22 protein-coding genes are annotated in these 24330 nt (G+C 73.4%); 7 read left to right on the top strand and 15 right to left on the bottom strand.

From position 1 onward, the window contains the following. Nucleotides 1–982 (bottom strand): protein kinase (locus ACWCOM_RS17585; RefSeq protein WP_454550045.1); only part of this gene is annotated, 982 nt, incomplete at its 3' end. 95 nt (nt 983–1077) lie between these two features. Here ACWCOM_RS17585 and lipB point away from each other — a divergent pair. From lipB to ACWCOM_RS17570, 3 genes are all read left to right on the top strand, one after another. After that, on the top strand, nt 1078–1779 hold the full coding sequence (gene lipB / locus ACWCOM_RS17580; RefSeq protein WP_454550044.1) for a lipoyl(octanoyl) transferase LipB: 702 nt from the start codon (nt 1078–1080) through the stop codon (nt 1777–1779). Nucleotides 1780–1848: 69 nt separating this feature from the next. Beyond that, entirely contained in the window at nt 1849–2856 is a 1008-nt protein-coding gene (lipA, locus tag ACWCOM_RS17575; RefSeq protein WP_454550043.1) for a lipoyl synthase, read from the top strand. Between the two features lie 119 nt (nt 2857–2975). After that, the gene (locus ACWCOM_RS17570) at nt 2976–3773 is read left to right on the top strand and encodes a DUF4191 domain-containing protein (RefSeq protein ID WP_454550042.1); all 798 of its coding nucleotides are present in this window, start codon (nt 2976–2978) and stop codon (nt 3771–3773) included. A 74-nt stretch (nt 3774–3847) separates the two neighbouring features. On the opposite strand, the gene ACWCOM_RS17565 is transcribed toward ACWCOM_RS17570, so the two are convergent. Continuing rightward, a complete protein-coding gene (locus tag ACWCOM_RS17565) occupies nt 3848–4294 on the bottom strand; it encodes an RDD family protein (RefSeq protein ID WP_454550041.1) in 447 nt (148 codons plus the stop codon). 195 nt (nt 4295–4489) lie between these two features. Here ACWCOM_RS17565 and glnA (ACWCOM_RS17560) point away from each other — a divergent pair, with 195 nt between their 5' ends. Further along, nucleotides 4490–5914, top strand: coding sequence for a type I glutamate--ammonia ligase (gene glnA / locus ACWCOM_RS17560; RefSeq protein ID WP_454550040.1), 1425 nt, complete (start codon nt 4490–4492; stop codon nt 5912–5914). 92 nt (nt 5915–6006) lie between these two features. Here glnA (ACWCOM_RS17560) and ACWCOM_RS17555 read toward each other — a convergent pair whose 3' ends face one another. Both ACWCOM_RS17555 and glnA (ACWCOM_RS17550) read right to left on the bottom strand, forming a co-directional pair. Further along, nucleotides 6007–9072: a bifunctional [glutamine synthetase] adenylyltransferase/[glutamine synthetase]-adenylyl-L-tyrosine phosphorylase gene (locus ACWCOM_RS17555; RefSeq protein ID WP_454550039.1), complete on the bottom strand. Its 3066-nt coding sequence runs from the start codon at nt 9070–9072 to the stop codon at nt 6007–6009. A 19-nt stretch (nt 9073–9091) separates the two neighbouring features. After that, nucleotides 9092–10432, bottom strand: coding sequence for a type I glutamate--ammonia ligase (gene glnA / locus ACWCOM_RS17550; RefSeq protein ID WP_454550038.1), 1341 nt, complete (start codon nt 10430–10432; stop codon nt 9092–9094). 145 nt (nt 10433–10577) lie between these two features. Between glnA (ACWCOM_RS17550) and panB the strand changes: the two genes are divergently transcribed. Continuing rightward, nucleotides 10578–11414, top strand: a complete 837-nt coding sequence (gene panB, locus ACWCOM_RS17545; RefSeq protein ID WP_454550037.1) for a 3-methyl-2-oxobutanoate hydroxymethyltransferase — start codon at nt 10578–10580, stop codon at nt 11412–11414. A 10-nt stretch (nt 11415–11424) separates the two neighbouring features. Here panB and ACWCOM_RS17540 read toward each other — a convergent pair whose 3' ends face one another. Continuing rightward, nucleotides 11425–11601 (bottom strand): SPOR domain-containing protein, encoded by a 177-nt coding sequence (locus ACWCOM_RS17540; RefSeq protein WP_454550036.1) that lies wholly within the window; start codon nt 11599–11601, stop codon nt 11425–11427. A 124-nt stretch (nt 11602–11725) separates the two neighbouring features. Here ACWCOM_RS17540 and map point away from each other — a divergent pair, with 124 nt between their 5' ends. Then, entirely contained in the window at nt 11726–12619 is an 894-nt protein-coding gene (gene map, locus ACWCOM_RS17535) for a type I methionyl aminopeptidase (protein WP_454550035.1), read from the top strand. A gap of 44 nt (nt 12620–12663) precedes the next feature. Further along, nucleotides 12664–13476, top strand: a complete 813-nt coding sequence (gene ppgK / locus ACWCOM_RS17530) for a polyphosphate--glucose phosphotransferase (protein ID WP_454550034.1) — start codon at nt 12664–12666, stop codon at nt 13474–13476. 204 nt (nt 13477–13680) lie between these two features. On the opposite strand, the gene nrdR is transcribed toward ppgK, so the two are convergent. The 10 genes from nrdR to ACWCOM_RS17480 all read right to left on the bottom strand — a co-directional run bounded on the left by nrdR (nt 13681) and on the right by ACWCOM_RS17480 (nt 24228). Further along, nucleotides 13681–14253, bottom strand: coding sequence for a transcriptional regulator NrdR (nrdR, locus tag ACWCOM_RS17525; protein WP_454550033.1), 573 nt, complete (start codon nt 14251–14253; stop codon nt 13681–13683). 7 nt (nt 14254–14260) lie between these two features. Next, nucleotides 14261–15607, bottom strand: coding sequence for a histidinol dehydrogenase (gene hisD / locus ACWCOM_RS17520; RefSeq protein WP_454550032.1), 1347 nt, complete (start codon nt 15605–15607; stop codon nt 14261–14263). Between the two features lie 67 nt (nt 15608–15674). Beyond that, nucleotides 15675–19163, bottom strand: a complete 3489-nt coding sequence (gene dnaE / locus ACWCOM_RS17515) for a DNA polymerase III subunit alpha (RefSeq protein WP_454550046.1) — start codon at nt 19161–19163, stop codon at nt 15675–15677. Between the two features lie 115 nt (nt 19164–19278). Beyond that, nucleotides 19279–20238, bottom strand: coding sequence for an RluA family pseudouridine synthase (locus ACWCOM_RS17510; RefSeq protein WP_454550031.1), 960 nt, complete (start codon nt 20236–20238; stop codon nt 19279–19281). Beyond that, nucleotides 20231–20797 (bottom strand): signal peptidase II, encoded by a 567-nt coding sequence (gene lspA, locus ACWCOM_RS17505; RefSeq protein WP_454550030.1) that lies wholly within the window; start codon nt 20795–20797, stop codon nt 20231–20233. Before lspA ends, ACWCOM_RS17510 begins: the two co-directional genes overlap by 8 nt. A 147-nt stretch (nt 20798–20944) precedes the next feature. Next, nucleotides 20945–21634, bottom strand: coding sequence for a DivIVA domain-containing protein (locus ACWCOM_RS17500; protein WP_454550029.1), 690 nt, complete (start codon nt 21632–21634; stop codon nt 20945–20947). A gap of 139 nt (nt 21635–21773) precedes the next feature. Beyond that, the gene (locus ACWCOM_RS17495; protein WP_454550028.1) at nt 21774–22064 is read right to left on the bottom strand and encodes a YggT family protein; all 291 of its coding nucleotides are present in this window, start codon (nt 22062–22064) and stop codon (nt 21774–21776) included. Between the two features lie 9 nt (nt 22065–22073). After that, entirely contained in the window at nt 22074–22604 is a 531-nt protein-coding gene (locus tag ACWCOM_RS17490) for a cell division protein SepF (protein ID WP_454550027.1), read from the bottom strand. A 128-nt stretch (nt 22605–22732) separates the two neighbouring features. Next, a complete protein-coding gene (locus tag ACWCOM_RS17485; RefSeq protein ID WP_454550026.1) occupies nt 22733–23491 on the bottom strand; it encodes a YggS family pyridoxal phosphate-dependent enzyme in 759 nt (252 codons plus the stop codon). After that, a complete protein-coding gene (locus ACWCOM_RS17480) occupies nt 23488–24228 on the bottom strand; it encodes a polyphenol oxidase family protein (RefSeq protein WP_454550025.1) in 741 nt (246 codons plus the stop codon). The genes ACWCOM_RS17485 and ACWCOM_RS17480 overlap by 4 nt, the downstream gene beginning before the upstream one ends. Between the last annotated feature and the right edge of the window lie 102 nt (nt 24229–24330).

Here is a 24330-nt window from a genome sequence, read left to right as displayed (position 1 = left end):
CGGGCCCGCGGGCGGTCCGCCGCGTCGACGGGGCAGGCGGGGGGCCGGGCCCCGCCGGGCGGGACGACCGGCCGGCCGCGGCCGGTCCCGGGGCCGGGAGGAGCTCGCGGGCGGCGGCCAGCTGGGCGGCGCCGGGCCGGTCGGCCGGGTGCTCCGCGAGGGCCGACTCCACGGCCCGGCGGAGCGGGGCCGGGACGTCCGGGCGCAGCCGGGCCAGAGGGGCCCGGTGCCGGCCGGCGGCCGGGGCCCGCCCCGTGAGCGCCGTCCAGCCGACCACCCCGAGGGCCCGCACGTCCTCGGGCGGGCTCCCGTCCCCGGTGCCCGGCCGCACCACGGCCCGGGCGGTGCCGCCGGACCCGCCGGCTCCGCCCTCCGGCCCGGCCACGGGCCCGGCAGCGCTCCCGGGCCCGCCGCCGGTCGCGGCGCGGCGGAAGAGGATCTGCCGGGCGGTGAGCTCCCCGTGGCACCGCCCCAGGCCGTGCAGCGCCGCCAGCCCGGCCGCCGCGTCGCGCAGCACCGCGGCGGCCTCGTCCGCGGCCAGCGGGCCGCGCTCGGCCAGACGCTGCGCCAGGGACCCGTCCGGCAGGTACTCCTCGACGAGGCCCACGGGCTCCGCGGCGGGTCCGAGCAGCCCGCGCACGGCCACCAGGCGGGGGTCCTCGCGGCCCGCCAGGTCGACGGCGAGCGCCAGCAGGGCCCGGCGGGAGGCGGCACGCTCCGCGTCGTCCGCCCCCGTGCACGGCCGCAGGACGAAGACCTCGCGGGAGCGGGTCTCGCGCACCAGCCACGCGCCGTCGCCGAGGCGCCGGACCGGCTCGAGCCCCTCCTCCGGCGGCAGCTGCGGAAGCGGTTCCTCCGCGGGACGCGGCCCGGGCTCCCGGGCGTCGTCGCGCACGGCCGCCGCGAGCCGCTCCCGCGCGGTGGCGGGTACCGGCCGGGACCCCGGGGGCCGGCCGCCCGGGGCGGGGGTGGCGTCGTCCATGCGCCCAGCATGCCCGGCCGGGGGCGGGCGCCGCTGCGGCCGTCCACAGCCCGGGCCCGGCGCGCGTGTCGTCGCCGCGCGATAGGCTGGGGGCCATGTCCCTCTCCTTCGAACGGCTCGGCTTCGCCCCCCACCTCGTGGACTACCGTGCGGCGCTGGAGCTGCAGAAGAACGTGCACCGCGAGGTCGTCGCCGGTGAGCGGGCCAACACCGTGCTGCTGCTGGAGCACCCGCCCGTCTACACGGCGGGCCGGCGCACCGAGGCCCACGAGTACCCCAGCGACGGGACCGAGGTGGTGGAGATCGGGCGCGGGGGCAAGCTGACCTACCACGGCCCCGGGATGCTCGTCGGCTACCCGATCGTGCGCCTGACCACGCCCATCGACGTCGTGCGCTTCGTGCGCCTGCTGGAGGAGATCATCCTGGCGGTCGTCGCGGACTTCGGGGTGGCGGCGACCACCGTGGCCGGCCGCTCGGGGGCGTGGGTGCTCGCCGACGAGCGCGGCCCCGACCGCAAGATCGCGGCGATCGGCGTGCAGGTGTCCAAGCGGGCGACCATGCACGGCTTCGCCCTGAACTGCTCCAACGACCTGCGGCCGTTCGGCAGGATCATCCCCTGCGGCATCACCGACGCCTCCGTCACGAGCCTGTCCCAGGAGACCGGGCGGCTCGTGACCCCGGAGACGGTGGTGGCGCGCCTGGAGCAGGAAATATCCGCCCGCCAGGACGAGTTGTGCGAACAGTTCCACCCGTCCGGGCTCCCGGGGCCGCTGCCCTGGCCGACCGCCGTCAGCTGATCCGCGCCGCCCCGGAACCACCGGGACCGTGAGCGCACCACCGTCGACATCTCGACAAGGAGACCGACCATGACCGTTGCCCCCGAGGGCCGCCGCCTGCTGCGCGTCGAGGCGCGCAACGCCGAGACACCCATCGAGAAGAAGCCGTCCTGGCTGAAGAACACCGCTCGCATGGGCCCGGAGTTCCAGGAGCTGAAGTCCCTGGCGCGCGGCAAGGGCCTGCACACCGTGTGCGAGGAGGCCGGCTGTCCCAACATCTACGAGTGCTGGGAGGACCGGGAGGCGACGTTCCTGATCGGCGGGTCCAAGTGCACCCGGCGGTGCGACTTCTGCGACATCGCCACCGGCAGGCCGGACCCGCTGGACCTCACCGAGCCGCGCAAGGTCGCCGAGTCGGTCCAGGAGCTGGGCCTGCGCTACGCCACCGTGACGGGCGTGGCCCGCGACGACCTCGACGACGGCGGGGCGTGGCTCTACGCCGAGACCATCCGGGCGATCCACACCCTCAACCCGAACACGGGGGTGGAGATCCTGATCCCCGACTTCCAGGGCAAGCCGGACCGGCTGCAGCAGGTCATCGACGCCGAGCCGGAGGTCTTCGCGCACAACGTGGAGACGGTCCCGCGCATCTTCCGCCAGATCCGCCCCGCGTTCACCTACGAGCGGTCCCTGGACGTGATCACCCAGGGCAAGGAGGCCGGGATGATCACCAAGTCGAACCTGATCCTCGGCATGGGCGAGACCAACGAGGAGATCCACGAGGCCCTGTGCGACCTCCACGACGCCGGGTGCGACATCATCACGCTCACCCAGTACCTGCGTCCCTCTCCCCTCTTCCACCCGATCGACCGGTGGGTCAAGCCGGAGGAGTTCGTGGAGCTCTCCCGGACGGCCGAGGAGATCGGCTTCCTGGGCGTCATGGCGGGGCCGATGGTCCGGTCCTCCTACCGTGCGGGCCGCCTGTGGGCCCGGGCCATGGAGAAGTCCGGCCGGGAGATCCCCGCCCACCTGGCGCACATCGAGGACGAGGGCTCCGCCTCCCAGGAGGCGTCCTCCCTGGTCCAGCGCCTCGGCTGAGCCGGGGCGGGTCACGGCACCTGCCACCCGCTAAACTGGAGGACGGACCACGGCGGGCGCCCCGGCGCGCGCCGTGGTCCCCGAACCACTGCCACCGCACCACAGGACGAGGTCTCACCGTGTCACCTTCCCACGCCAAGTCGCGCCCCGCGTCGCGATCCACCTCCTCCGGGAAGCCCACGGGGACGCCGGGCGGGAAGCCGACCCGGGCGCAGAAGCGCGAGGCGAAGCAGCAGCGGAGGGCGGCCAAGGGCCCCGGCTTCCTCGGGCAGATCAAGCAGGTCTTCCGGATGACCCGCGAGGTCGAGCCCAACGTGGGCTGGTGGATGCTGCTGATCGGTCTCGGCGTGCTCCTGGTCTTCCTGCTCGTCGGCGCCCTGCTCGGCAACTGGATCACCGGTCTGCTCATCGGTCTGCCGTTCGCCCTGCTCGCGGCCTCGTTCTACCTCTCCCGCAGGGCCGAGCGCGCCGCCTTCGCCCGGATCGAGGACCAGCCCGGGGCCGCGGGGGCGGCCCTGTCCGCCCTGCGCCGCGGCTGGATCGTGGAGGAGCAGCCGGCCGCGATGGACCCGCGCACCCGCGACCTCGTCTTCCGCGCCATCGGCCGTCCCGGCGTGGTCCTCGTGACCGAGGGTCCCGCCGGCCGGGTCGACAAGATCGTCTCGAAGGAGCGCCGCCGGATCGGTCCCGTGATCCAGAACGTGCCGATCCACGTCATCAAGACCGGCAAGGGCGAGGGCCAGGTGCCCCTGCGCGAGCTGTCCAAGCAGATGAAGAAGCTGGACAAGAAGCTCACCCAGCAGGAGGTGCAGACCGTGCACAAGCGGATCAGCACGCTCGGCAACCGCCTGCCGATCCCCAAGGGCGTCGACCCGATGCGCGCCCGCCCGGACCGCAAGGCCATGCGCGGCCGCTGAGCCGGCCCGCACCGACGACGGAGCCCCCGCCCTTCCCACGGAAGGCGGGGGCTCCGTCGTCGGTGCGGGCCGGTTCAGCGGGTGCGCACCAGGACCGTGTCCGCGGCCCGGTCGTGCAGGCCGCGCTGGTCCGGGTCGAAGACCACGGGCGGGATGAGCAGGCACAGCAGCAGCGAGCGCACCACGGCCCGGGCGAACCCGGCCGGGCGTCCGTCCAGGGTCTGCACCTGCAGGCCCGTCACCCAGTGCCCCGGGGTGTGCCCGGTGGCCCCGACCAGCAGCACGTTGAGCAGGAACAGGACGGCGAGGGTCACGAGCCCGTGCTGGTTCCACTGGGGGGCGAGCCACGCGGCGAGCGCCCAGCACAGGTACCAGTCCAGGGCCAGGGCCACGAGCCGCCGTCCGGGGCGTCCCACCGAGCCCGGCCCCGCCGGCGGGCGCCCCAGGCGCTGCCCCGGGTACTGCCGGGGACCGGTCCCCGGGCCCTCGAGCCAGGAGCCGACGTCACGTCTGTCGATCATCCCCCCAGGGTATCGGGGCGATCTCGCCTAGACTGACGCCCAGACCGTGGCTCCCCCGGGCCGCTCCGTGTAACACCGAGGAAACACCCGGGACACGGGGCCTTAATGCCGGGTCCGTAGCGTGGGCCCCGGAAAAGGACGTCGCACCAACGTCTCGGCACGGCGGTCCAGCCCATCTGAGAAGGGAAACAGCACATGTTCCAGACACCCGAGGAAGTCCTCGCGTTCATCAAGGACGAGGAGATCGTCTTCGTCGACGTCCGGTTCACGGACATGCCCGGCGTGCAGCAGCACTTCAACCTCCCGGCCAAGTCGGTGGACGACGACTTCTTCGAGCACGGACAGCTGTTCGACGGCTCCTCCATCCGCGGCTTCCAGGGCATCGCCGAGTCGGACATGCAGCTGATCCCGGACCCGACCTCCGCGTTCGTGGACCCCTTCCGGGTCGAGAAGACCCTCGTGGTCACCTGCTCGATCGTGAACCCGCGCACCGGTGAGCCCTACCACCGCGACCCCCGCGGCGTCGCCGAGCGCGCGGAGGCCTACATGGCGTCCACCGGCATCGCCGACATCGCCAACTTCGCCTCCGAGGCGGAGTTCTTCATCTTCGAGGACGTCCGCTACGACGTCCAGCCGCAGGGCTCCTTCTACGCCATCGACTCCGACGAGGCCGCGTGGAACACCGGCCGCAAGGAGGAGGGCGGGAACCTGGGCAACAAGACCGCCACCAAGGGCGGCTACTTCCCGGTCTCCCCCGTCGACAAGCAGGCCGACCTGCGCGACGCCATGTGCGTGGCCCTGGACGAGGTCGGCCTCGAGGTCGAGCGCTCCCACCACGAGGTGGGCGGTCCCGGCCAGGCGGAGATCAACTACCGGTTCAACACCCTCACCCGGGCCGCCGACGACCTGCAAAAGTTCAAGTACGTCATCAAGAACACGGCGGACGCCTTCGGCAAGTCGGCCACGTTCATGCCCAAGCCGGTCTTCAACGACAACGGCTCCGGCATGCACTGCCACCAGTCGCTGTGGAAGGGCGGCGAGCCGCTGTTCTACGACGAGAAGGGCTACGCGGGCCTGTCCGACCTGGCCCGCTGGTACATCGGCGGTCTGCTCGAGCACTCCTCGGCCGTGCTCGCGTTCACGAACCCCACCGTGAACTCCTACCGCCGGCTGGTCAAGGGCTTCGAGGCCCCGGTCAACATGGTGTACTCGCAGGGCAACCGCTCCGCCGGCATCCGCATCCCGATCACGGGCACCAACCCGAAGGCCAAGCGCCTCGAGTTCCGCGCCCCGGACCCCTCGTGCAACCCGTACCTGGCGTTCGCCGCCCAGCTCATGGCGGGCCTGGACGGGATCCGCAACCGCATCGAGCCGGCCGACCCGATCGACAAGGACCTCTACGAGCTGCCCGCCGAGGAGGCCAAGGACATCAAGAAGGCCCCGGCCTCGCTGGAGGAGGCCCTGCTGGCCCTGGAGGAGGACCACGAGTTCCTGCTCGCCGGAGACGTCTTCACCGAGGACACCATCCAGTCCTGGATCGAGTACAAGCGCGAGTTCGAGCTCAAGCCGCTGTCCGTGGTCCCGCACCCGCTGGAGTTCTCCCTGTACTACGGCGTCTGAGCCGCACCGCTCCACCGCTGCACGGGGAAGGCCCCGGACCCCTTCGGGGGTCCGGGGCCTTCCCCGTGCGCGGGGTCCCGCGCACGGGGCCGTCAGTGGCCGTAGAAGAGCCGCTCGAACACGGCGCGGGCCTTGCGGGTGGTCCGCAGGTAGTCCTCCTCCAGGAGGCGGGCGCCGCCGTGGCCGTACCCGCACCAGCGGGCCACCGCCTCGAGGTCCGCGCGCTTCGAGGGCAGGGCGTCGGAGCTGCGGCCGGTGCGCAGCACGTTGCCGTTGCGCACGGCGGTGGCCAGGCGCCAGGCCGCGGCCAGGGCGGCGGCGTCCTCGGCCGTGACCAGCTCCTCCTCCTCGGCGGCGCGCAGCGCGCGCAGCGTGCTGGTGGTCCGCAGCCCCGGGACCCGGTGCGCGTGCTGGAGCTGCAGCGTCTGCACGAGCCACTCCACGTCCGAGAGCCCGCCCCGGCCCAGCTTCACGTGCCGGGACGGGTCCGCCCCGCGCGGCAGGCGCTCGTTCTCGACCCGCGCCTTCATCCGGCGGATCTCCAGCAGCTGCGCCTCGGTGAACTCGGACGGGTAGCGGCGGGGGTCGATCACGCGGCGGAACGCCTCGGCCAGGTCGTCGCTGCCGGCCACGGGCAGGGCCCGGGTGAGCGCCTGGAACTCCCAGGTCTGCGCCCAGCGGGCGTAGTACTCCGCGTAGGAGTCGACGGAGCGCACCATGGGGCCCTGCTTGCCCTCGGGGCGCAGGTCGTTGTCGATCTCCAGCACCCGCTCCGCCACGATGGGCGGGCTGCACGGCGCCTTGAGCAGCTGCACCATCCGCTGCAGCAGGGTCTGGGCCTGATCCCGGGCGGCCGCCGGGTCCGCGTCCCCCACGGGACCGTACACGTAGACGACGTCGGCGTCCGAGCCGTAGCCGATCTCCCGCCCGCCCTGCCGGCCCATCGCCACCACCAGGACCTCGGCTACGCGCACGGAGCGCCCGTAGACCTCGCGCTCAGCGGCGTGCAGGGCGCCCAGGATGCAGGCGCGGTCGATGTCGGACAGCGCCTCGGCGACCCGCTCGACGTCGAGCAGCCCGGAGGTGTCCGCGAGCGCCACGCGCAGCTCCTCGCGGCGGCGGATGAGGCGGATCATCCGCACGGCCTCGCCTGGGTCGGGGTGCCGGGCCATCTGCGAGCGGATCTCGGTCCACAGGGTCTCGAAGGGGACGGGGCAGAGGTCGTCGTCCTGGCCGAGCCAGGCGGTGGCCTCCGGGGAGTTCTCCAGCAGGTCGGCGACGTAGCGGGAGCTGGAGAGGATCTGGCACAGCCGCTCGGCGGCGGCGTTGGAGTCGCGCAGCAGCCGCAGGAACCAGGGGGTGGTGCCCAGGGACTCCGAGAGCCGCCGGAAGCCCAGCAGCCCGGCGTCGGCGTCCACCCCGTCGGCGAACCAGGACAGCAGCACGGGCAGCAGGGTCCGCAGGATCTCGGCCCGCCGGCTCACCCCGCGGGTGAGCGCCTCGATGTGCCGCACGGCCGCCTTCGGGTCCCGGTAGCCCAGGGCGGCCAGCCGGTCCCGCACCGACTCCGGGGAGAGACTGGTGTCGCTCTCGGGCAGGTGCGCCAGCGCGGCCAGCAGCGGCCGGTAGAAGATCCGCTCGTGCATCCCGCGCACGCTGCGCTTGACCCTGCGCCACTCCTCGAGTAGCGACTCCGCCGAGGGGCGGGCGGTGTCCGCGGCGCCCCGCAGGGACCGGGCCACGGTCACCAGCTCCCGCTCGGCGCGCGGCATGAGGTGGGTGCGGCGCATGCGGAAGAGCTGGATCCGGTGCTCCAGCAGGCGCAGCCAGCGGTAGTGCGCGGCGAACTGCTCGCTGTCGCGGCGGCCGATGTAGCCGCCCTCGGACAGCGCGGACAGCGAGTCGGTGGTGGCTTGGGTGCGGACGCGCTCGTCCGTGCGCCCGTGCACGAGCTGGAGCAGCTGGACGGTGAACTCGACGTCGCGCAGCCCGCCGGGACCCAGCTTGATCTGCCGCTCGGCCTCGGCGTCGGGGATGTTGTCGGTGACCCGGCGCCGCATGGCCTGCACGGACTCCACGAAGCCCTCGCGCGCGGCGCTGCGCCAGACGTACGGCTCGATCGCCTCCCGGTAGGCCTGCCCCAGCTGCGGGTCCCCCGCGACGGGGCGGGCCTTGAGCAGGGCCTGGAACTCCCAGGACTCCGCCCAGCGCTCGTAGTAGCGCACGTGGGACTCCAGGGTGCGCACCAGGGGCCCGTCCTTGCCCTCGGGGCGCAGGTTGGCGTCCACCTCCCACAGCGGCGGCTCCGCGGCACGCGCCATGATGGCCCGGGCGGTGCCCGCGGCCAGGGCCGTGGCGATGCTCGTGGCCTCCGCCCCGTCCGGGGCGTCCTCCCCGGGCCCGGCGTCCACGGCCATGACGTGGACCACGTCGACGTCGGAGATGTAGTTGAGCTCCCGCGCCCCGCACTTGCCCATCCCGATCACGGCCAGCCGCACCCGGTCCACGAGCTCGGGCGCCCAGGTCCGTGCCGCCTCGGCCCGGGAGACGGCCAGCGCGGCCTCGAGCGCGGCGGCGGCGAGGTCCGCCAGCTGCCGGCCCACGGCCGGCATGTGGTCGGCCGGGTAGAGGGCGCCGACGTCGCGGATGGCGATGCGGGTCAGCTCCCGGCGGTAGGCGACGCGCAGGGCGGTGTAGGCGTCGTCGCCGGTGTCCCCGGCCACCGGGGTCCGCGCCGCGGGGTCGGCGCCCACCGCGCGCAGCAGCGCGGTGCGGAAGTGCTCCGCGGGGATCTCCTCGGGCTCGGCGGCCGCCGGCTCCGCGAGCAGGTCAAGGTGCTCGGGCCGGCGCAGCAGGAACTCGCCCAGCGCCTCGGAGGCCCCCAGCAGCCGGAACATGGACTCGGAGGCCTCGGGGCCGGCGTTGATCCGCTCGGCCAGCCGGGGGGAGCCCTCCAGCAGGCGGACCGTCAGCTGCAGGGCGACGTCGGGCGAGGCGGCCAGCGCAAGGCCCTCCAGCAGCCGGTCCTGGTCGACCGGGGCGAGCTCCCGGAACCCGAGCCAGCGCTGGGCGTTGCCCGTGTCCGCGAAGCCGAGCTTGATGAGCCGGCCGGTGGCGACCGGGTCCGTGGCGGACGCCGACTGGGGAGGGTGGGTCATGGCTGGCTCCGTCCGGGGCTCAGAGGATGCCGAGGTTGTTCTTCAGCTCGAAGGGGGTGACCACGCGACGGTAGTCGTTCCAGTCCCGGCGCTTGTTGCGCAGGAAGTAGTCGTAGACCTGCTCTCCCAGCAGCTCGGCCATGAACTCCGACTCCTCCGTCTCCCGGATGGCGTCGTAGAGGCTCGAGGGCAGCGGGTTGTGCCCCAGGGCGCGGCGCTCGGCGGAGCTCATCGCGGCGACGTCGTCCAGCTCCACGGGCGGGAGGTCGTACTCGTGCTCGATGCCCTGCAGGCCCGCCGCGAGCAGCGCCGCGTAGGACAGGTACGGGTTCGTCGCGGAGTCGATGCCGCGGTACTCGATCCGCGCGGCCTGCACCTTGTCCGGCTTGGACAGCGGCACCCGCACGAGGGCGGAACGGTTGTTGTGGCCCCAGGACAGGTAGGAGGGCGCCTCCCCCCCGCCCCAGAGCCGCTTGTAGGAGTTCACGAACTGGTTGGTCACCGAGGTGAACTCCGGGGCGTGCCGGAGGATGCCGGCGATGAAGTGGCGCGCCGTGCGGGAGAGCCGGAACTCGGAGCCGCCGTCGAAGAACGCGTTGGTGTCCCCCTCGAAGAGGGAGAAGTGGGTGTGCATGCCCGAGCCCGGGTGCTCCGTGAAGGGCTTCGGCATGAACGTGGCGTACAGCCCCTGGGCGAGCGCGACCTCCTTGATCACCGTGCGGAACGTCATGATGTTGTCGGCCGTCTGCAGGGCGTCGGCGTAGCGCAGGTCGATCTCGTTCTGCCCGGGGCCGGCCTCGTGGTGGGAGAACTCCACGGAGATCCCGACGGCCTCGAGCATGTTCACGGCCTTGCGCCGGAAGTCCTGCACGACGCCGCCCGGCACGTGGTCGAAGTAGCCCTCGTGGTCGACCGGCACCGGCTGGCCCTCGGCGTCGAGGTCGGCGGACTTCAGCAGGTAAAACTCGATCTCCGGGGCGGTGTAGCAGGTGAAGCCCATGTCGGAGGCCTTCTCCAGGACCCGCTTGAGCACGCCCCGCGGGTCCGAGGAAGCGGGCTCCCCGTCCGGGGTGAGGATGTTGCAGAACATCCGCGCGGTGGGCTCGGTCTCCCCGCGCCAGGGCAGGATCTGAAACGTGGAGGGGTCCGGCTGCAGGAGCATGTCCGCCTCGGAGACGCGGGAGAGGCCCTCGATCGAGGACCCGTCGAAGCCGAGCCCCTCCTCGAAGGCCGCCTCCACCTCGGCCGGGGCCAGCGCCACCGACTTGAGGCTGCCCACGACGTCCGTGAACCACATCCGCACGAAGCGCACGTCCCGCTCCTCGATGGTCCTGAGGACGAACTCCTGCTGACGGTCCATGGCTGTGTTCCTCGTCTTCCTGCCCGCGGCCGGCGCCGGGGGCGTGTGCCGTGCCGACACGGGCACGCCTGCTGTCCAGCCCACTCTAACGCGCTCACCCGGGCCTCCCGCCGGGCGCGCGGGGCCCGCCGGTTAGGCTGGAGCCATGACCCAGGAGACCACCCGTCCGGAGCCGGGCGCCCTCGACGTGCGCCGGGTGCGCACCCACCACCTGCGCGAGGCGAAGCGCCGCGGTGAGAAGTTCACCATGCTCACGAGCTACGACGCCCTCACGGCGGCGATCTTCGACGCCGCGGGCGTCGACACGCTGCTCGTCGGGGACTCCGCGGGCAACAACGTCCTGGGCCACGAGACCACGCTGCCCGTCACCGTGGACGAGCTGCTGCCGCTGTGCCGGGCCGTGTCCGGGGCCGCCGAGCGCGCGTTCGTCGTCGCCGACCTGCCCTTCGGCTCCTACGAGGCCTCCCCGCAGCAGGCGGTGGCCACCGCGGTGCGCTTCCTCAAGGAGGGCGGGGCGCACGCGGTGAAGCTGGAGGGCGGGGCCTGGTTCGCCCCGCACGTGCAGGCCATGGTCCAGGCGGGGGTGCCCGTCGTGGCGCACCTGGGCTTCACGCCGCAGAGCGAGCACGCCCTGGGCGGCTACCGCGTGCAGGGCCGCGGGGACGCCGCGCGGGCCCTGGTCGAGGACGCCCGCGCCCTCGAGGCGGCCGGGGCGTTCTGCCTGGTCCTGGAGATGGTGCCGGCCGAGGCCGCCCGGGCCGTGGACGCCGCCGTGGACGTCCCGACCGTGGGGATCGGCGCCGGGCCCGGGACCACCGGCCAGGTCCTCGTGTGGCAGGACATGCTGGGGCTGCGCCGCGGGCGGATGCCCCGCTTCGTGCGGCAGTACGCGGACCTGCACGGGGTGGTCACCGATGCCGTGGGCCGCTACGTGCAGGACGTGCGCACCGGGACCTTCCCGGGTCCCGAGCACAGCTTCTGAGCCGCGGCGCTCAGTCCTCGCCGAAGGCGCGGTCCTCCTCGTCCCACTTCCGGGTCCGCTCGGCCGCGAGCTTCAGGGCGTTCTGCGCCTCCTGGCGCGTGGCGTAGGGACCGAGCAGCTTGCGGTAGTCCGACTGCGGGCCCTCCTCGACCTCGTGGGTGTAGACGTTGAACCAGTACTCGCTCATGACCTCTCCTTCCCCGGGCCGCCGGGGCGTCCTCGACCGGACCGGCCGGGCACCCGGCGCGTTAGGGTAGATCCTAGGCCCCGTCGGGGCCGGCGAACCCGAAGACCAGGAGGACCAGACCCCCGTGCGCTCGCACAACCTCACCGCTCCCGCCGGCACCGCCCCCGTCGGTGCCCTCGCCCCCGGGTCCCTCAGCCCGCAGCGCCCCGTCCCGGCGTCCATCCCCCGGCCCGAGTACGTCGGCCGGGCCGAGCCCGACGAGGGCCGGGGCGGCAACGTCTACCGGCCGGAGGAGGTCGAGCTGATCCGGGAGGCGGGCCGGATCGCGGCCCGCGCCCTGCAGGAGGCAGGCCGCGCCGCCGTGCCCGGCGCCACCACCGACGACCTGGACCGGATCGCCCACGAGTACCTGTGCGACCACGGCGCCTACCCGTCCTGCCTGGGCTACCGGGGCTTTCCGAAGTCCATCTGCACGTCCCTCAACGAGGTGATCTGCCACGGCATCCCCGACTCCACGGTGCTGGAGGAGGGCGACATCATCAACCTCGACGTCACGGCCTACCGGGACGGCTTCCACGGCGACACGAACCGGATGTTCCTGGTGGGCGAGGTCGACGAGCAGTCCCGCCTACTCGTGGAGCGCACCGAGGAGGCGCTGAACCGGGCCGTCAACGCGGTCCGGCCCGGCCGCGAGATCAACGTCATCGGCCGGGTGATCGAGAAGTACGCCCGGCGCTTCGGCTACGGGGTGGTCCGCGACTTCACCGGCCACGGCGTGGGCCGGGAGTTCCACTCCGGGCTCATCGTCCCGCACTACGACGCCGCCCCGTCCTACGCCACGCCCATGGTGCCCGGCATGGTCTTCACCATCGAGCCCATGCTGACCCTCGGCACGATCCAGTGGGAGCAGTGGGACGACGACTGGACGGTCACCACCCGGGACCGGATGCGCACCGCGCAGTTCGAGCACACGCTGGTTGTGACGGACGACGGCGTGGACGTGCTGACCCTGCCGTAGACTGCGCACTGATCATCCGACCACGGCCCCGGGAGGACCACCCCATGACCACACCAGATCGCTCCGTCGCGGACGTCCCGAGCCGTCGGGTCATCGGCATCGACTTCGGCGGCACCGGCACCAAGGGCGGCATCGTCGACCTGGACACCGGTGAGCTCGTCGGCGAGCGCTTCCGCATCCCCACCCCGCGCCCGGCCACGCCGGAGAAGGTGGCGGAGGTCGTGGAGCAGATCGTGTCGGAGCTGCAGTCCCGCCCGGAGGCCCCGGCGCCGGACGCGCCGGTGGGCATCGTGTTCCCGGCGATCATCAAGGACGGGGTGGCCCTCTCCGCGGCGAACATCGACAAGTCCTGGATCGGCACGGACGTGGACACGCTGATGACGGAGCGGCTGGGCCGGCCGGTCGAGGCGCTCAACGACGCCGACGCCGCGGGCCTGGCCGAGGCGGTCTACGGCGCCGGGCGCGGGATGAAGGGCCTGGTCATCGTGATCACCCTGGGCACCGGCATCGGCTCGGCCCTGATCCTCAACGGCAAGCTCGTGCCCAACGCCGAGCTCGGCCACCTGGAGATCGACGGCCACGACGCCGAGACGAAGGCGTCCGCGGCCGCGCGCGAGCGTGAGGACATGCCCTGGAAGAAGTGGGCGACCACCCGGCTGCAGCGCTACTTCAGCCACGTCGAGTTCCTGTTCACCCCGAACCTGTTCATCGTGGGCGGCGGGGTGTCGAAGAAGGCGGAGAAGTTCCTGCCCTTCCTGGAGCTGCGCACGCCGGTGAAGGTCGCCGAGCTGCGCAACAACGCGGGCATCGTGGGCGCGGCCCTGTGGGCGGGCATCCCGCACGGGACCGAGGACTGACCCCGGCGCCTGCGCCGCCACGACGACGCCCGGAGCGCGGCGCGCTCCGGGCGTCGTCGTGTGCGCCGGGCACAAAAAAACCCGCCGGGGGCCGCGGCTTCCCCTCCGCAGCCCCCGGCGGGAGCTTGTTACGTCACTTACTCTACGACTCTCCTCCGGCCCGCGGCAAGAGACACGCCGGGACGTGTCGCCGAGGTGCGGCGCTCAGAGCAGCCGGGGCTGGGACACGCCGTCGAGGCTCCGGGGCCGGGTCCGCCGGCCGGGGCGCTTCTTCGCCCCGGAGCCCGCCGGCTCCACCGCGGCGGGGATGGTCTGCTGCCCGGACTGCTCGGCCTGCTGCTGCCGGAGCAGGTCGATGGCCTCCTCGAAGTCGCCGAGGCCGTCGAAGGCCTGGTAGACGCTCGCGAAGCGCAGGTAGGCCACCACGTCCAGGCGGCGCAGCGGGGCCAGGATCGCCAGACCCACCTCGTGGGCCTCGATCTCCGCGGCGCCCAGGGCGCGGATCGTCTCCTCGACCTCCTGGGCGAGCATCGCGAGGTCGTCCTCGCTCACCGGCCGCCCCTGGCAGGCCTTGCGCACCCCGTTGACGATCTTCTGCCGGTCGAAGGGCTCGGTGACGCCCGAGCGCTTGATCACGGAGATCGTGGTCGTCTCGAGCGTGGTGAAGCGACGGCCGCACTCGGAGCACTGGCGGCGGCGGCGGATCGCCGTCCCGTCGTCCGTGGTGCGGCTGTCCACGACGCGGGAGTCGGTGTGGCGGCAGAAGGGGCAGTGCACGGTCGGATCAGCCCCCCGTGCGGATCGTGATGGCCGTGCCGTGCGCGGGCAGGTCCTCGGAGTCGGCCAGGGCCACGATGTCCGCGCCGATCTCGGCGAGGGCCTCCTTCGAGTACTCCACGATCTGCACGGCCTTGAGGAAGGAGGTGGTGGACAGCCCCTGCGTGTGCACGGCCGTGCCGCCGGTGGGGAGCACGTGGTTGGACCCGGCCGCGTAGTCGCCCAGCGGGACGGGACTGTACGGGCCCACGAAGATGGCCCCGGCGTTGCGCACCCGGGCGGCGACCTCCTGCGGGGCGGCGGTGTGGATCTCGAGGTGCTCGGCGGCGTAGGCGTCGGCCACCGCGACGGAGGCGTCGAGGTCGTCGGTGAGCACCACCCCGGACTGGGGACCGGACAGCGCGGTCGCCACCCGCTCCCGGTGCCGGGTGCGGGGCACCTGCACGGCGAGCTCCGCCGCGACGCGCTCGGCCAGGGCCGGCGAGTGGGTGATGAGCACGGACCCGGCGGCGGGGTCGTGCTCGGCCTGGGAGACGAGGTCGGCGGCGACGTAGGAGGGGTCCGCCGTGTCGTCGGCCAGCACGGCGATCTCGGTGGTCCCCGCCTCCGCGTCGACGCCCACCACGGAGCGCAGCAGCCGCTTGGCCGTGGCCACGTAGACGTTACCCGGGCCGGTGACCGTGTCCACCGGCTCGAGCACGTCCTCGCCGTCGACCACGCCGTGGGCCATGGCCGCGAGGGACTGGGCGCCGCCGACGGCCCACACCTCCTCCACCCCGAGCAGACCGGCCGCGGCGAGGATCGTCGGGTGCGGCAGGCCCCCGAACTCCCGCTGCGGCGGGCTGCACAGGGCGATCGAGCCGACGCCGGCCGCCTGGGCCGGGACGACGTTCATGACCACCGACGAGGGGTAGACGGCCAGCCCGCCCGGCACGTAGAGGCCGGCCCGGCGGATGGGGGTCCAGCGCTGGACGAGGACGGCCCCGGGGGCCACCTCGAGGCGGGCGTCGGCCGGGCGCTGGGCCGCCGCGAACGCCCGGGTGCGCTCGATCGCCGTCTCCAGGCCGCGGCGCACCGCGGGGTCCAGCGCGTCGACCGCCCGCCGGATCTCGGCGGGGTCCACGCGCAGCCGCTGCTGCTCCACGCCGTCGAAGCGCAGGGCGTAGCGGCGCAGCGCGGCGGCGCCCTCCGTGCGGACGGCGGCGATGATCTCCTCCACGGCCTGCTCGGCGGACGCCAGGGACGAGGTGCTCTGCCGGGGCACGGCCGCGCGCAGCTCGGCCCAGGACAGCTGCCGGCCGCGGAGGTCGATCGTGCGCAGGGCGGGCGTCGTGGTCGTCTCAGCGGTAGTCACGACTCCATGGTATTCCACCGCACCGCTCCTGTCGGGGCCCGGGTCTTGCGCTCCGGGCCCCGGTCGGCTAGACCTCCAGGCAGGTGGGCCCGAGCAGCACCTTCAGGTCCCCGAACAGGGCCGGCGAGGGGTTCACCCGCAGGTCCGGGCCCAGCCGCAGGACCTGCACCTTCTGCCGGGTCTCCAGGTGGATGCGCACCTCGGAGTCCCCGCGGTGGTTGCGCAGCACCGCCCCGATCTCCTGGACCGTGGCCTCGGTGGCGCGGAACTCGGGCAGCGCGATCAGCACCGGCCCGTTGTGCCCGTCCGCGGAGAGCTCCGGCACGGTCAGCTCCTGGGCGGAGATGGTCACGGAGCCGTCGTCCCGGCGCTGCAGCCGGCCCTTGATCACGCAGATCAGGTCCTCGGCCAGCACCCCGGCGATGGGGGCGTAGGCCTTGCCGAAGAACATGATCTCGATCGAGCCGGTCCGGTCCTCGAGCTCCACCCGGGCGTAGGCGTTGCCGGAGGTCTTGGCGATCCGCCGGGACAGGGACGTGATCATGCCCGCGACCGTGACCACCGCGCCGTCGGGGCGGCCATCCTCCCCCAGCAGCGGCTGGATCGAGGTGTCGGCGTACTGGCCCAGGGCCTCGTCGAGCCCGCGCAGCGGGTGGTCGGAGACGTACAGGCCCAGCATCTCGCGCTCGAAGGCCAGCAGGTCCTTGCGCTCCCACTCGGGGACGTCGGGCACCGCCACGGTCAGCGAGGTGGAGGGGTCCTCCTCGTCCAGGCCCATCCCGCCGAAGAGGTCGAACTGCCCGGCCGCCTCCTGGCGCTTGACCGCCACCGTGGCGTCCACGGCCTCCTCGTGGCACATCACCAGGCCCCGCCGGGTGTGGCCCAGCCGGTCGAACGCGCCGGCCTTGACCAGGGATTCGATGGTGCGCTTGTTGCACACCACCGCGGGCACCTTGGCGAGGAAGTCGTTGAAGGAGGTGAAGGCCCCGTGCTCCTCCCGGGCCTCGACCATGGCGCCGACCACGTTGGCCCCCACGTTGCGCACCGCGCCCATGCCGAAGCGGATGTCGGTGCCCACCGGGGTGAAGTTCAGCGCGGACTCGTTGACGTCCGGGGGCAGCACGGTGATGCCCATCCGGCGGCACTCGGTGAGGTAGAGGGCCAGCTTGTCCTTGTCGTCGCCCACCGAGGTGAGCAGGGCGGCCATGTACTCGGCCGGGTAGTGCGCCTTGAGGTAGGCCGTCCAGAAGGAGACGAGGCCGTAGGCCGCGGAGTGGGCCTTGTTGAAGGCGTAGTCGGAGAACGGCAGCAGGATGTCCCACAGGGCCTTGATCGCGCCCTCGGAGTAGCCGCGCTCCACCATGCCCCCGTGGAAGCCCTCGTACTGCTTGTCCAGCTCGGACTTCTTCTTCTTGCCCATGGCGCGGCGCAGGATGTCCGCCTGGCCCAGCGAGAAGCCGGCCACCTTCTGGGCGATCGCCATGACCTGCTCCTGGTAGACGATCAGCCCGTAGGTGGTGTCGAGGATCTCCGCGAGCGGCTCCTCGAGCTCGGGGTGGATCGGGGTGATCTCCTGCTGGCCGGTCTTGCGCAGCGCGTAGTTGGTGTGCGAGTTCGCACCCATCGGACCGGGCCGGTAGAGGGCGATGACGGCGGAGATGTCCTCGAAGTTGTCCGGGCGCATGAGCTTGAGCAGCTGGCGCATGGGCCCGCCGTCGAGCTGGAACACCCCGAGGGTGTCGCCGCGGGCCAGCAGCTCGTAGGACTCGGCGTCCTCGAGGCCGAGGTGCTCCAGGTCCAGGACGAAGCCGTCCTGGTTGAGCGTGATGTTCTCCAGGGCGTCGGAGATGATCGTGAGGTTGCGCAGGCCCAGGAAGTCCATCTTGATCAGCCCCAGCCCCTCGCACGTGGGGTAGTCGAACTGGGTGATCACCTGGCCGTCCTGCTCGCGGCGCATGATCGGGATGATGTCGATCAGCGGGTGCGAGGACATGATCACGCCCGCCGCGTGCACCCCCCACTGCCGCTTGAGGCCCTCGAGGCCCTCGGCGGTCTCGAAGATCTTCTTCGCCTCGGGGTCCTGGGCGAGGACCTCGCGCAGCTCGTCCGCCTCGCCGTGGCGCTTGGCCGACTCGTCGTAGACGTCCTTGAGGGAGATGCCCTTGCCCATGACGTCCGGCGGCATGGCCTTGGTCAGCTTCTCCCCCATGGAGAACGGGTAGCCGAGCACGCGCGAGGAGTCCTTCAGGGCCTGCTTGGCCTTGATGGTGCCGTAGGTGACGATCATCGCCACGCGCTCGTCCCCGTACTTCTCGGTGACGTAGTGGATGACCTCCGCGCGGCGGCGGTCGTCGAAGTCGACGTCGAAGTCGGGCATGGACACGCGGTCCGGGTTGAGGAAGCGCTCGAAGATCAGCCCGTGCTGGAGCGGGTTGAGCTCGGTGATGCGCATGGCGTAGGCGACCATGGAGCCCGCGCCGGAGCCGCGGCCCGGGCCCACGCGGATCCCGTTGTTCTTCGCCCAGTTGATGAAGTCGGCGACCACCAGGAAGTACCCGGGGAAGCCCATCTGCAGGATGATGCCCTTCTCGTAGTCCGCCTGGCGCTGGACGTCCTCGGGGATCCCGCCGGGGAAGCGGTGGTGCAGGCCCTTCTGCACCTCCTCCACGAACCAGGACTCCTCGTCGTGGCCCTCCGGGGTCGGGAAGCGGGGCATGTAGTTGGCGGAGGTGTCGAAGTCCACGTGGCACCGCTCGGCGATCTCGAGGGTGTTGTCGCAGGCCTCCGGGAAGTCGCGGAAGAGCTCGCGCATCTCGGCCGGGGACTTCAGGTAGAACTCGTCGGCGTCGAACTTGAAGCGCTTCGGGTCGGCCAGGGTGGAGCCCGACTGCACGCACAGCAGCGCCGCGTGGGACTTGGCGTCCTCGGCGTGGGTGTAGTGCAGGTCGTTCGTGGCCACCAGCGGCAACTGCAGGTCCTTGGCCAGCCGGAGCAGGTCGCTCGTGACGTTCTTCTCGATCGCGAGGCCGTGGTCCATGAGCTCGCAGTAGAAGTTCTCGGCCCCGAAGATGTCGCGGAACTCCGCGGCGGCCTGGCGGGCCTCCTGGTACTGGCCCAGCCGTAGGCGGGTCTGGACCTCCCCGGAGGGGCAGCCCGTGGTGGCGATCAGGCCCTTGCCGTAGGTGCTCAGCAGCTCCCGGTCCATGCGCGGCTTGTACAGCTGGCCCTCGAGGGAGGCCAGGGAGGAGGCCCGGAACAGGTTCTGCATGCCCTGCGTCGTCTCGGCCAGCAGGGTCATGTGCGTGTAGGCGCCGCCGCCGGAGACGTCGTCGCGGCCGCCGTCGGCGAACTTCACGCGGGTGCGGTCCGAGCGGGCGGTGCCGGGGGTGAGGTAGGCCTCCACCCCGATGATCGGCTTGATCCCCGCGTTGCGGGCCTTGTTCCAGAAGTCGAAGGCGCCGAAGACGAACCCGTGGTCGGTCGTCGCGAGCGAGGACATCCCCATCTGGTGACAGGCCTCGAAGAGGTCGTCGAGACGTGCCGCGCCGTCGAGCATGGAGTACTCGGTGTGCACGTGCAGGTGGGTGAAGCTGCTCTTGCCGGATGCCGTCGTCACCCGACCAGTGTAGTCGCCCCCGCCGACCGTGCCGCCGCGCCGGGGGCCCGCCGGATCAGGACGGGCCGCCGTCGCGGAGGGTCTCCAGGGCGAAGGCGAGGTCCGGCGGATAGGGGCTGTCGAACTCGACCGGCTCCCCCGTGCCGGGGTGCTCGAAGCCCAGCCGCTGGGCGTGCAGCCACTGCCGGGTCAGCCCCAGCCCGGCCGACAGCGCCGGGTCCGCCCCGTAGGTCAGGTCCCCGCAGCAGGGGTGGCGCAGCGCGGAGAAGTGCACCCGGATCTGGTGGGTGCGCCCGGTCTCCAGGTGAACCTCCACGAGGGCCGCCCGCCCGAAGGCCTCCAGCACCTCGTAGTGGGTGACCGACGCGCGCCCGCCCTCCACCACGGCGAAGCGCCAGTCGTAGCCGGGGTGGCGACCGATCGGGGCGTCGACGGTCCCGCGCAGCGGGTCCGGCAGGCCCTGGACCACGGTGTGGTAGACCTTCGTGACCGTCCGCTCCTTGAACGCCCGCTTCAGCGCGGTGTACGCCCGCTCGGTGCGGGCCACGACCATCAGCCCGGAGGTGCCGACGTCGAGGCGATGGACGACGCCCTGCCGCTCCGGCGCCCCGGAGGTGCTCACGGTCACGCCGGCCCCGGCCAGGGCGCCCACCACGGTGGGGCCCTTCCAGCCCGGCGACGGGTGGGCGGCCACCCCCGGCGGCTTGTCGATCACCACGATGTCGTCGTCCAGGTGGACCACCCGGAAGTCCTCGACCAGCTGCGGGACGACCCGGGACGGGTCCTCCGGCACGGGCACCTGGACGGTGAGCGTCTGGGCGGGCTCCACCCGGAAGGACTTGGGGACGGGACGGTCGCGGTGCAGCACCCGCCCCTCCGCGCACAGGGCGGCGGCCGCCGAGCGGGAGAGGCCCGTGAGGGCGGCGACCGCCGCGTCGGCGCGCTGGCCCTCCAGCTCGGGCGGCACGGTGAAGCGCTCGGTGGTGTGCGCGGTGGTGTGCTCGGGCTCAGCCACGGGCGCTCTCCTCCTCGGTCGCGGTCCGGCCCGCGGTGCGGGTGCCGTCGAGCTCCCGGCCGAGCAGGGTCAGCAGCACCACCAGGCCCACGCCCACCACCACCCCGCAGTCGGCGATGTTGAAGATCGCGAAGCGCGGCACGGCGATGAAGTCCACCACGTGCCCGACCGCGAAGCCCGGCTCCCGCAGGAGCCGGTCGGTGAGGTTGCCGAGGGCGCCGCCGAGGACCATGCCCAGGGCCAGGGCCCACCCGGTCGAGCGCACCCGGCGCAGGGTCAGCACGATCGCCACGGAGACGGCCGTCATGACCAGGGTGAACAGCCAGGTCACGTCCTCGCCCAGGGAGAAGGCCGCCCCGGGGTTGCGGATGAACTGCCACCACAGCAGCCCCTCGACCACCGGGGTCCGCTGGCCGGGCGCCATGGTGCTCACCACCCACCACTTGGTGAGCTGGTCCAGGACGTAGACCAGCAGCGCGGCGGCCGCGGCGAGGAGCAGCACGCGGCGGCGGCCCGCCCCGCCGGTGGCGCCTGCGGGGGCTTCGGGGTGCTCGCTCATGCTCTCCTCGGAAGGGGTCGGGGTGCGGGACCGGACGGCCGGGCCCGGGTCCATGGTGTCACGCCGGCCGGCGGGCGCGGGGCCGGGAGCACGACGGAGGGACCGGCCGTGGGGCCGGTCCCTCCGTCGGGGCTCCGTGCGGGCGGTTCAGGCGCGGGCGGCCGGGGCTGCGGCGGACGCCTCGTCGGCGGGGGGCGCGGGCTCGAGGGCCGGGGTGGTCTCCAGGTCGTGCAGCTGCTCCTGGATGAAGCCCCGGAGCTTGTCCCGGTAGTCCTGCTCGAAGTCGCGCAGCCCGGCGACGCGGGTCTGCAGCGCGGCCTCCTCGTCCCGCAGGACGGTGAGGGTCTGCTCGCGGGTGCGCCGGGCGTCCTCGACGAGCTCCTCGGCCTGGGCGCGGGCCTCGGCGACGAGCCGGTCGCGCTCCGCGGTGCCCTCGGCGACGTACTCGTCGTGCAGCTTCTGGGCCATCGCGAGCACCCCGGCCGCGGACTGCGCGGCGCCGGCGGAGCTCTCCGCCGCGGACGGCGCGGCGGCCGGCGCGGGGGCGGGCTCCGCCACGGCGGACCCGGTCACCGTGGTCCCCGCGGCGTCCGGCGCTGCGGCGGGCTCCTCGGCCGCGGCCGGGCCCGGCTCCGACGCCGGGGCGGGCTCCCGGGGGGCCACCGGGTGGCCGGCCGTCTCGAGCTGCTGCTTGAGGTCCGTGTTCTCCTGGTTCAGGCGCCGCAGCTCCACGACGATCTCGTCGAGGAAGTCGTCGACCTCGTCCTGGTCGTAGCCCTCCCGGAACTTGGTGGGCTGGAACCGCTTGTTGATGACGTCTTCGGGCGTCAGGGCCATGAGTGCATTCCTCCTAGGGCGGGGCGCGGGCGCGGCCCGCGGCGGGGGCTCCGTCCGACCGGCGCCGGGGGCGGCCCGGCGGCCGGCACCCGGTGGGTCGTGCGGTTACAGGGTACAGGCAGGGTGGAGCGGGACCGGTTCAGGACAGCAGCGAGCCGACGATGCCCTGGACGATGCTGACGGCGAAGATGAGGATCAGGAAGCCGAGGTCCAGGGCCACGCCGCCGAAGCGCAGCGGCGGCACGACCCGGCGCAGCCAGCGCATGGGCGGGTCGGTGACGGTGTACACGGCCGAGGCGCCCACGAGGGCGACGCCGCGGGGCCGCCAGCTGCGGGCGAACATCTGCACCCAGTCCAGGACGAGCCGGGCCAGCAGCGCCACGTACACGAGGTGCAGGGCCAGGTACAGCAGGGAGAGCAACAGGTCCATCGGTGCGCCTCAGTCCTCCGCGTGGTCGTCGGTGCCGTCCTCGGCCTCGCCGCCGGCCGGGTGGCCGACGACCTCGACGTAGGACGGGGTGAGCAGGAAGACCTTGCCGGTCACGCGCTCGATGGAGCCGTGCAGGGCGAAGACCAGCCCGGCGGAGAAGTCCACCAGCCGCTTGGCCTCGGCGTCGCCCATGTCGCTGACGTTCATGATGACGGGGGTGCCCTCGCGGAAGGCCTCGCCGATGGACTTCGCGTCGTTGTAGGAGCGGGGGTGGACCGTGGTGATCGTGCGCAAGGTCGAGCTGTCCTCTCGAGAGCTGGAGGGGGCGCGTTTGATGGGGGTGACCGGCGCCCGGTACTCGGCCGACCGGCGCGGCACGGCCACGGCCGTGGACTCGTGGGCGCGGGCCTCGCGCGGCTCCTCGCGGACCGCGACGGCGGACTGGTGCTCCTGGCGGGCAGGCGTCGGGTCGTCGTCGTAGTCCTCGTCCGTCTCGGCGAGGCCGAGATAGATCATGGTGCGGCGCAACGCTCCGGCCATGGTGCTCTCCTTGACTGTCTGTGCGGATATCGGCGGTGGGGGGAGTTCCGGGATCCTCGGACCGCCCGGCGCCCGTCGTGCTGCACGGATCGCGGTACGGCCCTGGCCCCGCGGGGCCGTCCTCCAAGCTATCCTACGGGCGGTCGGGGGCCGAGGATATCGGAGCCGACGCGCACGTGCGTGGCCCCCCGGGCGACGGCCTCCTCGAGGTCCTGGCTCATGCCCGCGGAGACCGCGGCGGCCTCCGGCAGGAGCTCCCGCACCCGGTGCGACAGAGCCTGCAGACGGTCGAAGGCCGGGCCCGCGGCCGCGCCCAGCGGGGCGACGGCCATGACCCCGCCGGCGCGCAGCCCCTCCGTGGCGGCGATCTGCTCCGCGAGCCCCACGACGTCCTCGGGGCGGGCGCCGCCGCGGTGCTCCTCGGCGTCCAGGGAGACCTGCACCAGGCAGGTGAGGTCCTGGCGGACGCACGGGCCGGCGGGGACCTGCCCGGCCGCGGCCTCCTCCCGGTGCCGCCGCACCGCCTTGCCCAGGGCGGCGACGAGGGAGCCGCGGTCCACCGAGTGCACCCACGAGGCGTAGCGGACCACGGACCTCGCCTTGTTCGACTGGAGCTGGCCGATGAAGTGCCAGGCGAGGGGGCCGTCGAGGTGCTCCGCGACCTCCCGCGCCTTGGCCGCGGCCTCCTGGTCCCGGTTCTCCCCCACGTCGCGCACGCCCAGCCGGTGCAGCCGGAGGACGTCCGCGGCGGGGAAGAACTTGGTGACGGCGATCAGCGTGGGCTCCGGGGCGCCGGCGCCCCGGGCCGCGGCGCCGATCCGGGCCCGGACGCGCCCCAGGGCCTCGGCGAGCTCGCGGCCGCGCGGGTCGTCCGCACCGGCGCTCATGCCGCGCGCTCCACCCGGGCGCCGGGGCGGCTGCGCCAGACGAGGCCGACGATCCGGCCCGAGCCGGGGTCCCGCCGGTGCGAGGAGAGCCGCTCGTCCTCCAGGGTGCAGACCGTCCCGCCGGGGGCGGCGGGCTCGGTGACGGCCACGCCGAGGCGGCCGAGCCGGTCGCGGACGCCGGCGCGCAGGTCCAGGGCCGGGGTGCCCCAGGACGTGGTGGCGGCCGCCGCGGGCAGCCGGCGCAGCGACTCCTCCTGCATCGCGGCCGGCACCTCGTAGCAGCCGCCGCAGATGGAGGGTCCCACCCAGGCCGCGACCCGGTCCGCGCCGCGCTCCCGCAGCCGCTCCACGGTGCGCTCCAGCACGCCGTCCAGCAGACCGCGGCGCCCGGCGTGCGCCACGGCCGTGACCGGGCTCGCGGGGCCCTCGCCCAGGAGGAGCACGGGCACGCAGTCCGCCACCATCACGGCCAGCGGCACCCCCGTCGCGGAGACCGCGGCGTCGGCCACGGGCACCGCCGCGCGGTCGGCCCGGTCGGCGTCGGCGACGTCGGTGCCGTGCACCTGCTCCAGGAAGAGCAGCGAGCCGGCGGGCACCCCCATGGACCGCTCGAGGGCGGCCCGGCGGCGGCGCACCGCGGCCGGGTCGTCGCCCGTGTGCAGCGCGAGGTTGCCCGCGCCGCGGTCCGTGAAGGCCATCCGGATCCCCGGCCCGACCTCGTCCTGCCACCAGAACACCCTGGTCCTCCTCTGCTCGTGCCGCACCGGCCGCCGGACGGACGGTGCGGGATTAAACGCCCGGGGGCGGCCGCGGTGCACCGCGTCCGCCCCCGGGCCCGG

It is taken from the genome of Kocuria sp. KH4 (assembly GCF_053711175.1).
This window is presented reverse-complemented; position numbering and strand designations above follow the sequence as displayed.

Excerpts from the sequence above, each read along its gene's own strand:
- lipB (WP_454550044.1), top strand. The coding sequence starts at position 1,078 with ATGTCCCTCTCCTTCGAACGGCTCGGCTTCGCCCCCCACCTCGTGGAC.
- lipA (WP_454550043.1), top strand. The coding sequence starts at position 1,849 with ATGACCGTTGCCCCCGAGGGCCGCCGCCTGCTGCGCGTCGAGGCGCGC.
- ACWCOM_RS17565 (WP_454550041.1), bottom strand. The coding sequence starts at position 4,294 with ATGATCGACAGACGTGACGTCGGCTCCTGGCTCGAGGGCCCGGGGACC.
- glnA (WP_454550040.1), top strand. The coding sequence starts at position 4,490 with ATGTTCCAGACACCCGAGGAAGTCCTCGCGTTCATCAAGGACGAGGAG.
- ACWCOM_RS17555 (WP_454550039.1), bottom strand. The coding sequence starts at position 9,072 with ATGACCCACCCTCCCCAGTCGGCGTCCGCCACGGACCCGGTCGCCACC.
- glnA (WP_454550038.1), bottom strand. The coding sequence starts at position 10,432 with ATGGACCGTCAGCAGGAGTTCGTCCTCAGGACCATCGAGGAGCGGGAC.
- panB (WP_454550037.1), top strand. The coding sequence starts at position 10,578 with ATGACCCAGGAGACCACCCGTCCGGAGCCGGGCGCCCTCGACGTGCGC.
- ACWCOM_RS17540 (WP_454550036.1), bottom strand. The coding sequence starts at position 11,601 with ATGAGCGAGTACTGGTTCAACGTCTACACCCACGAGGTCGAGGAGGGC.
- ppgK (WP_454550034.1), top strand. The coding sequence starts at position 12,664 with ATGACCACACCAGATCGCTCCGTCGCGGACGTCCCGAGCCGTCGGGTC.
- dnaE (WP_454550046.1), bottom strand. The coding sequence starts at position 19,163 with ATGCTCGACGGCGCGGCACGTCTCGACGACCTCTTCGAGGCCTGTCAC.
- lspA (WP_454550030.1), bottom strand. The coding sequence starts at position 20,797 with ATGAGCGAGCACCCCGAAGCCCCCGCAGGCGCCACCGGCGGGGCGGGC.
- ACWCOM_RS17500 (WP_454550029.1), bottom strand. The coding sequence starts at position 21,634 with ATGGCCCTGACGCCCGAAGACGTCATCAACAAGCGGTTCCAGCCCACC.
- ACWCOM_RS17495 (WP_454550028.1), bottom strand. The coding sequence starts at position 22,064 with ATGGACCTGTTGCTCTCCCTGCTGTACCTGGCCCTGCACCTCGTGTAC.
- ACWCOM_RS17490 (WP_454550027.1), bottom strand. The coding sequence starts at position 22,604 with ATGGCCGGAGCGTTGCGCCGCACCATGATCTATCTCGGCCTCGCCGAG.
- ACWCOM_RS17485 (WP_454550026.1), bottom strand. The coding sequence starts at position 23,491 with ATGAGCGCCGGTGCGGACGACCCGCGCGGCCGCGAGCTCGCCGAGGCC.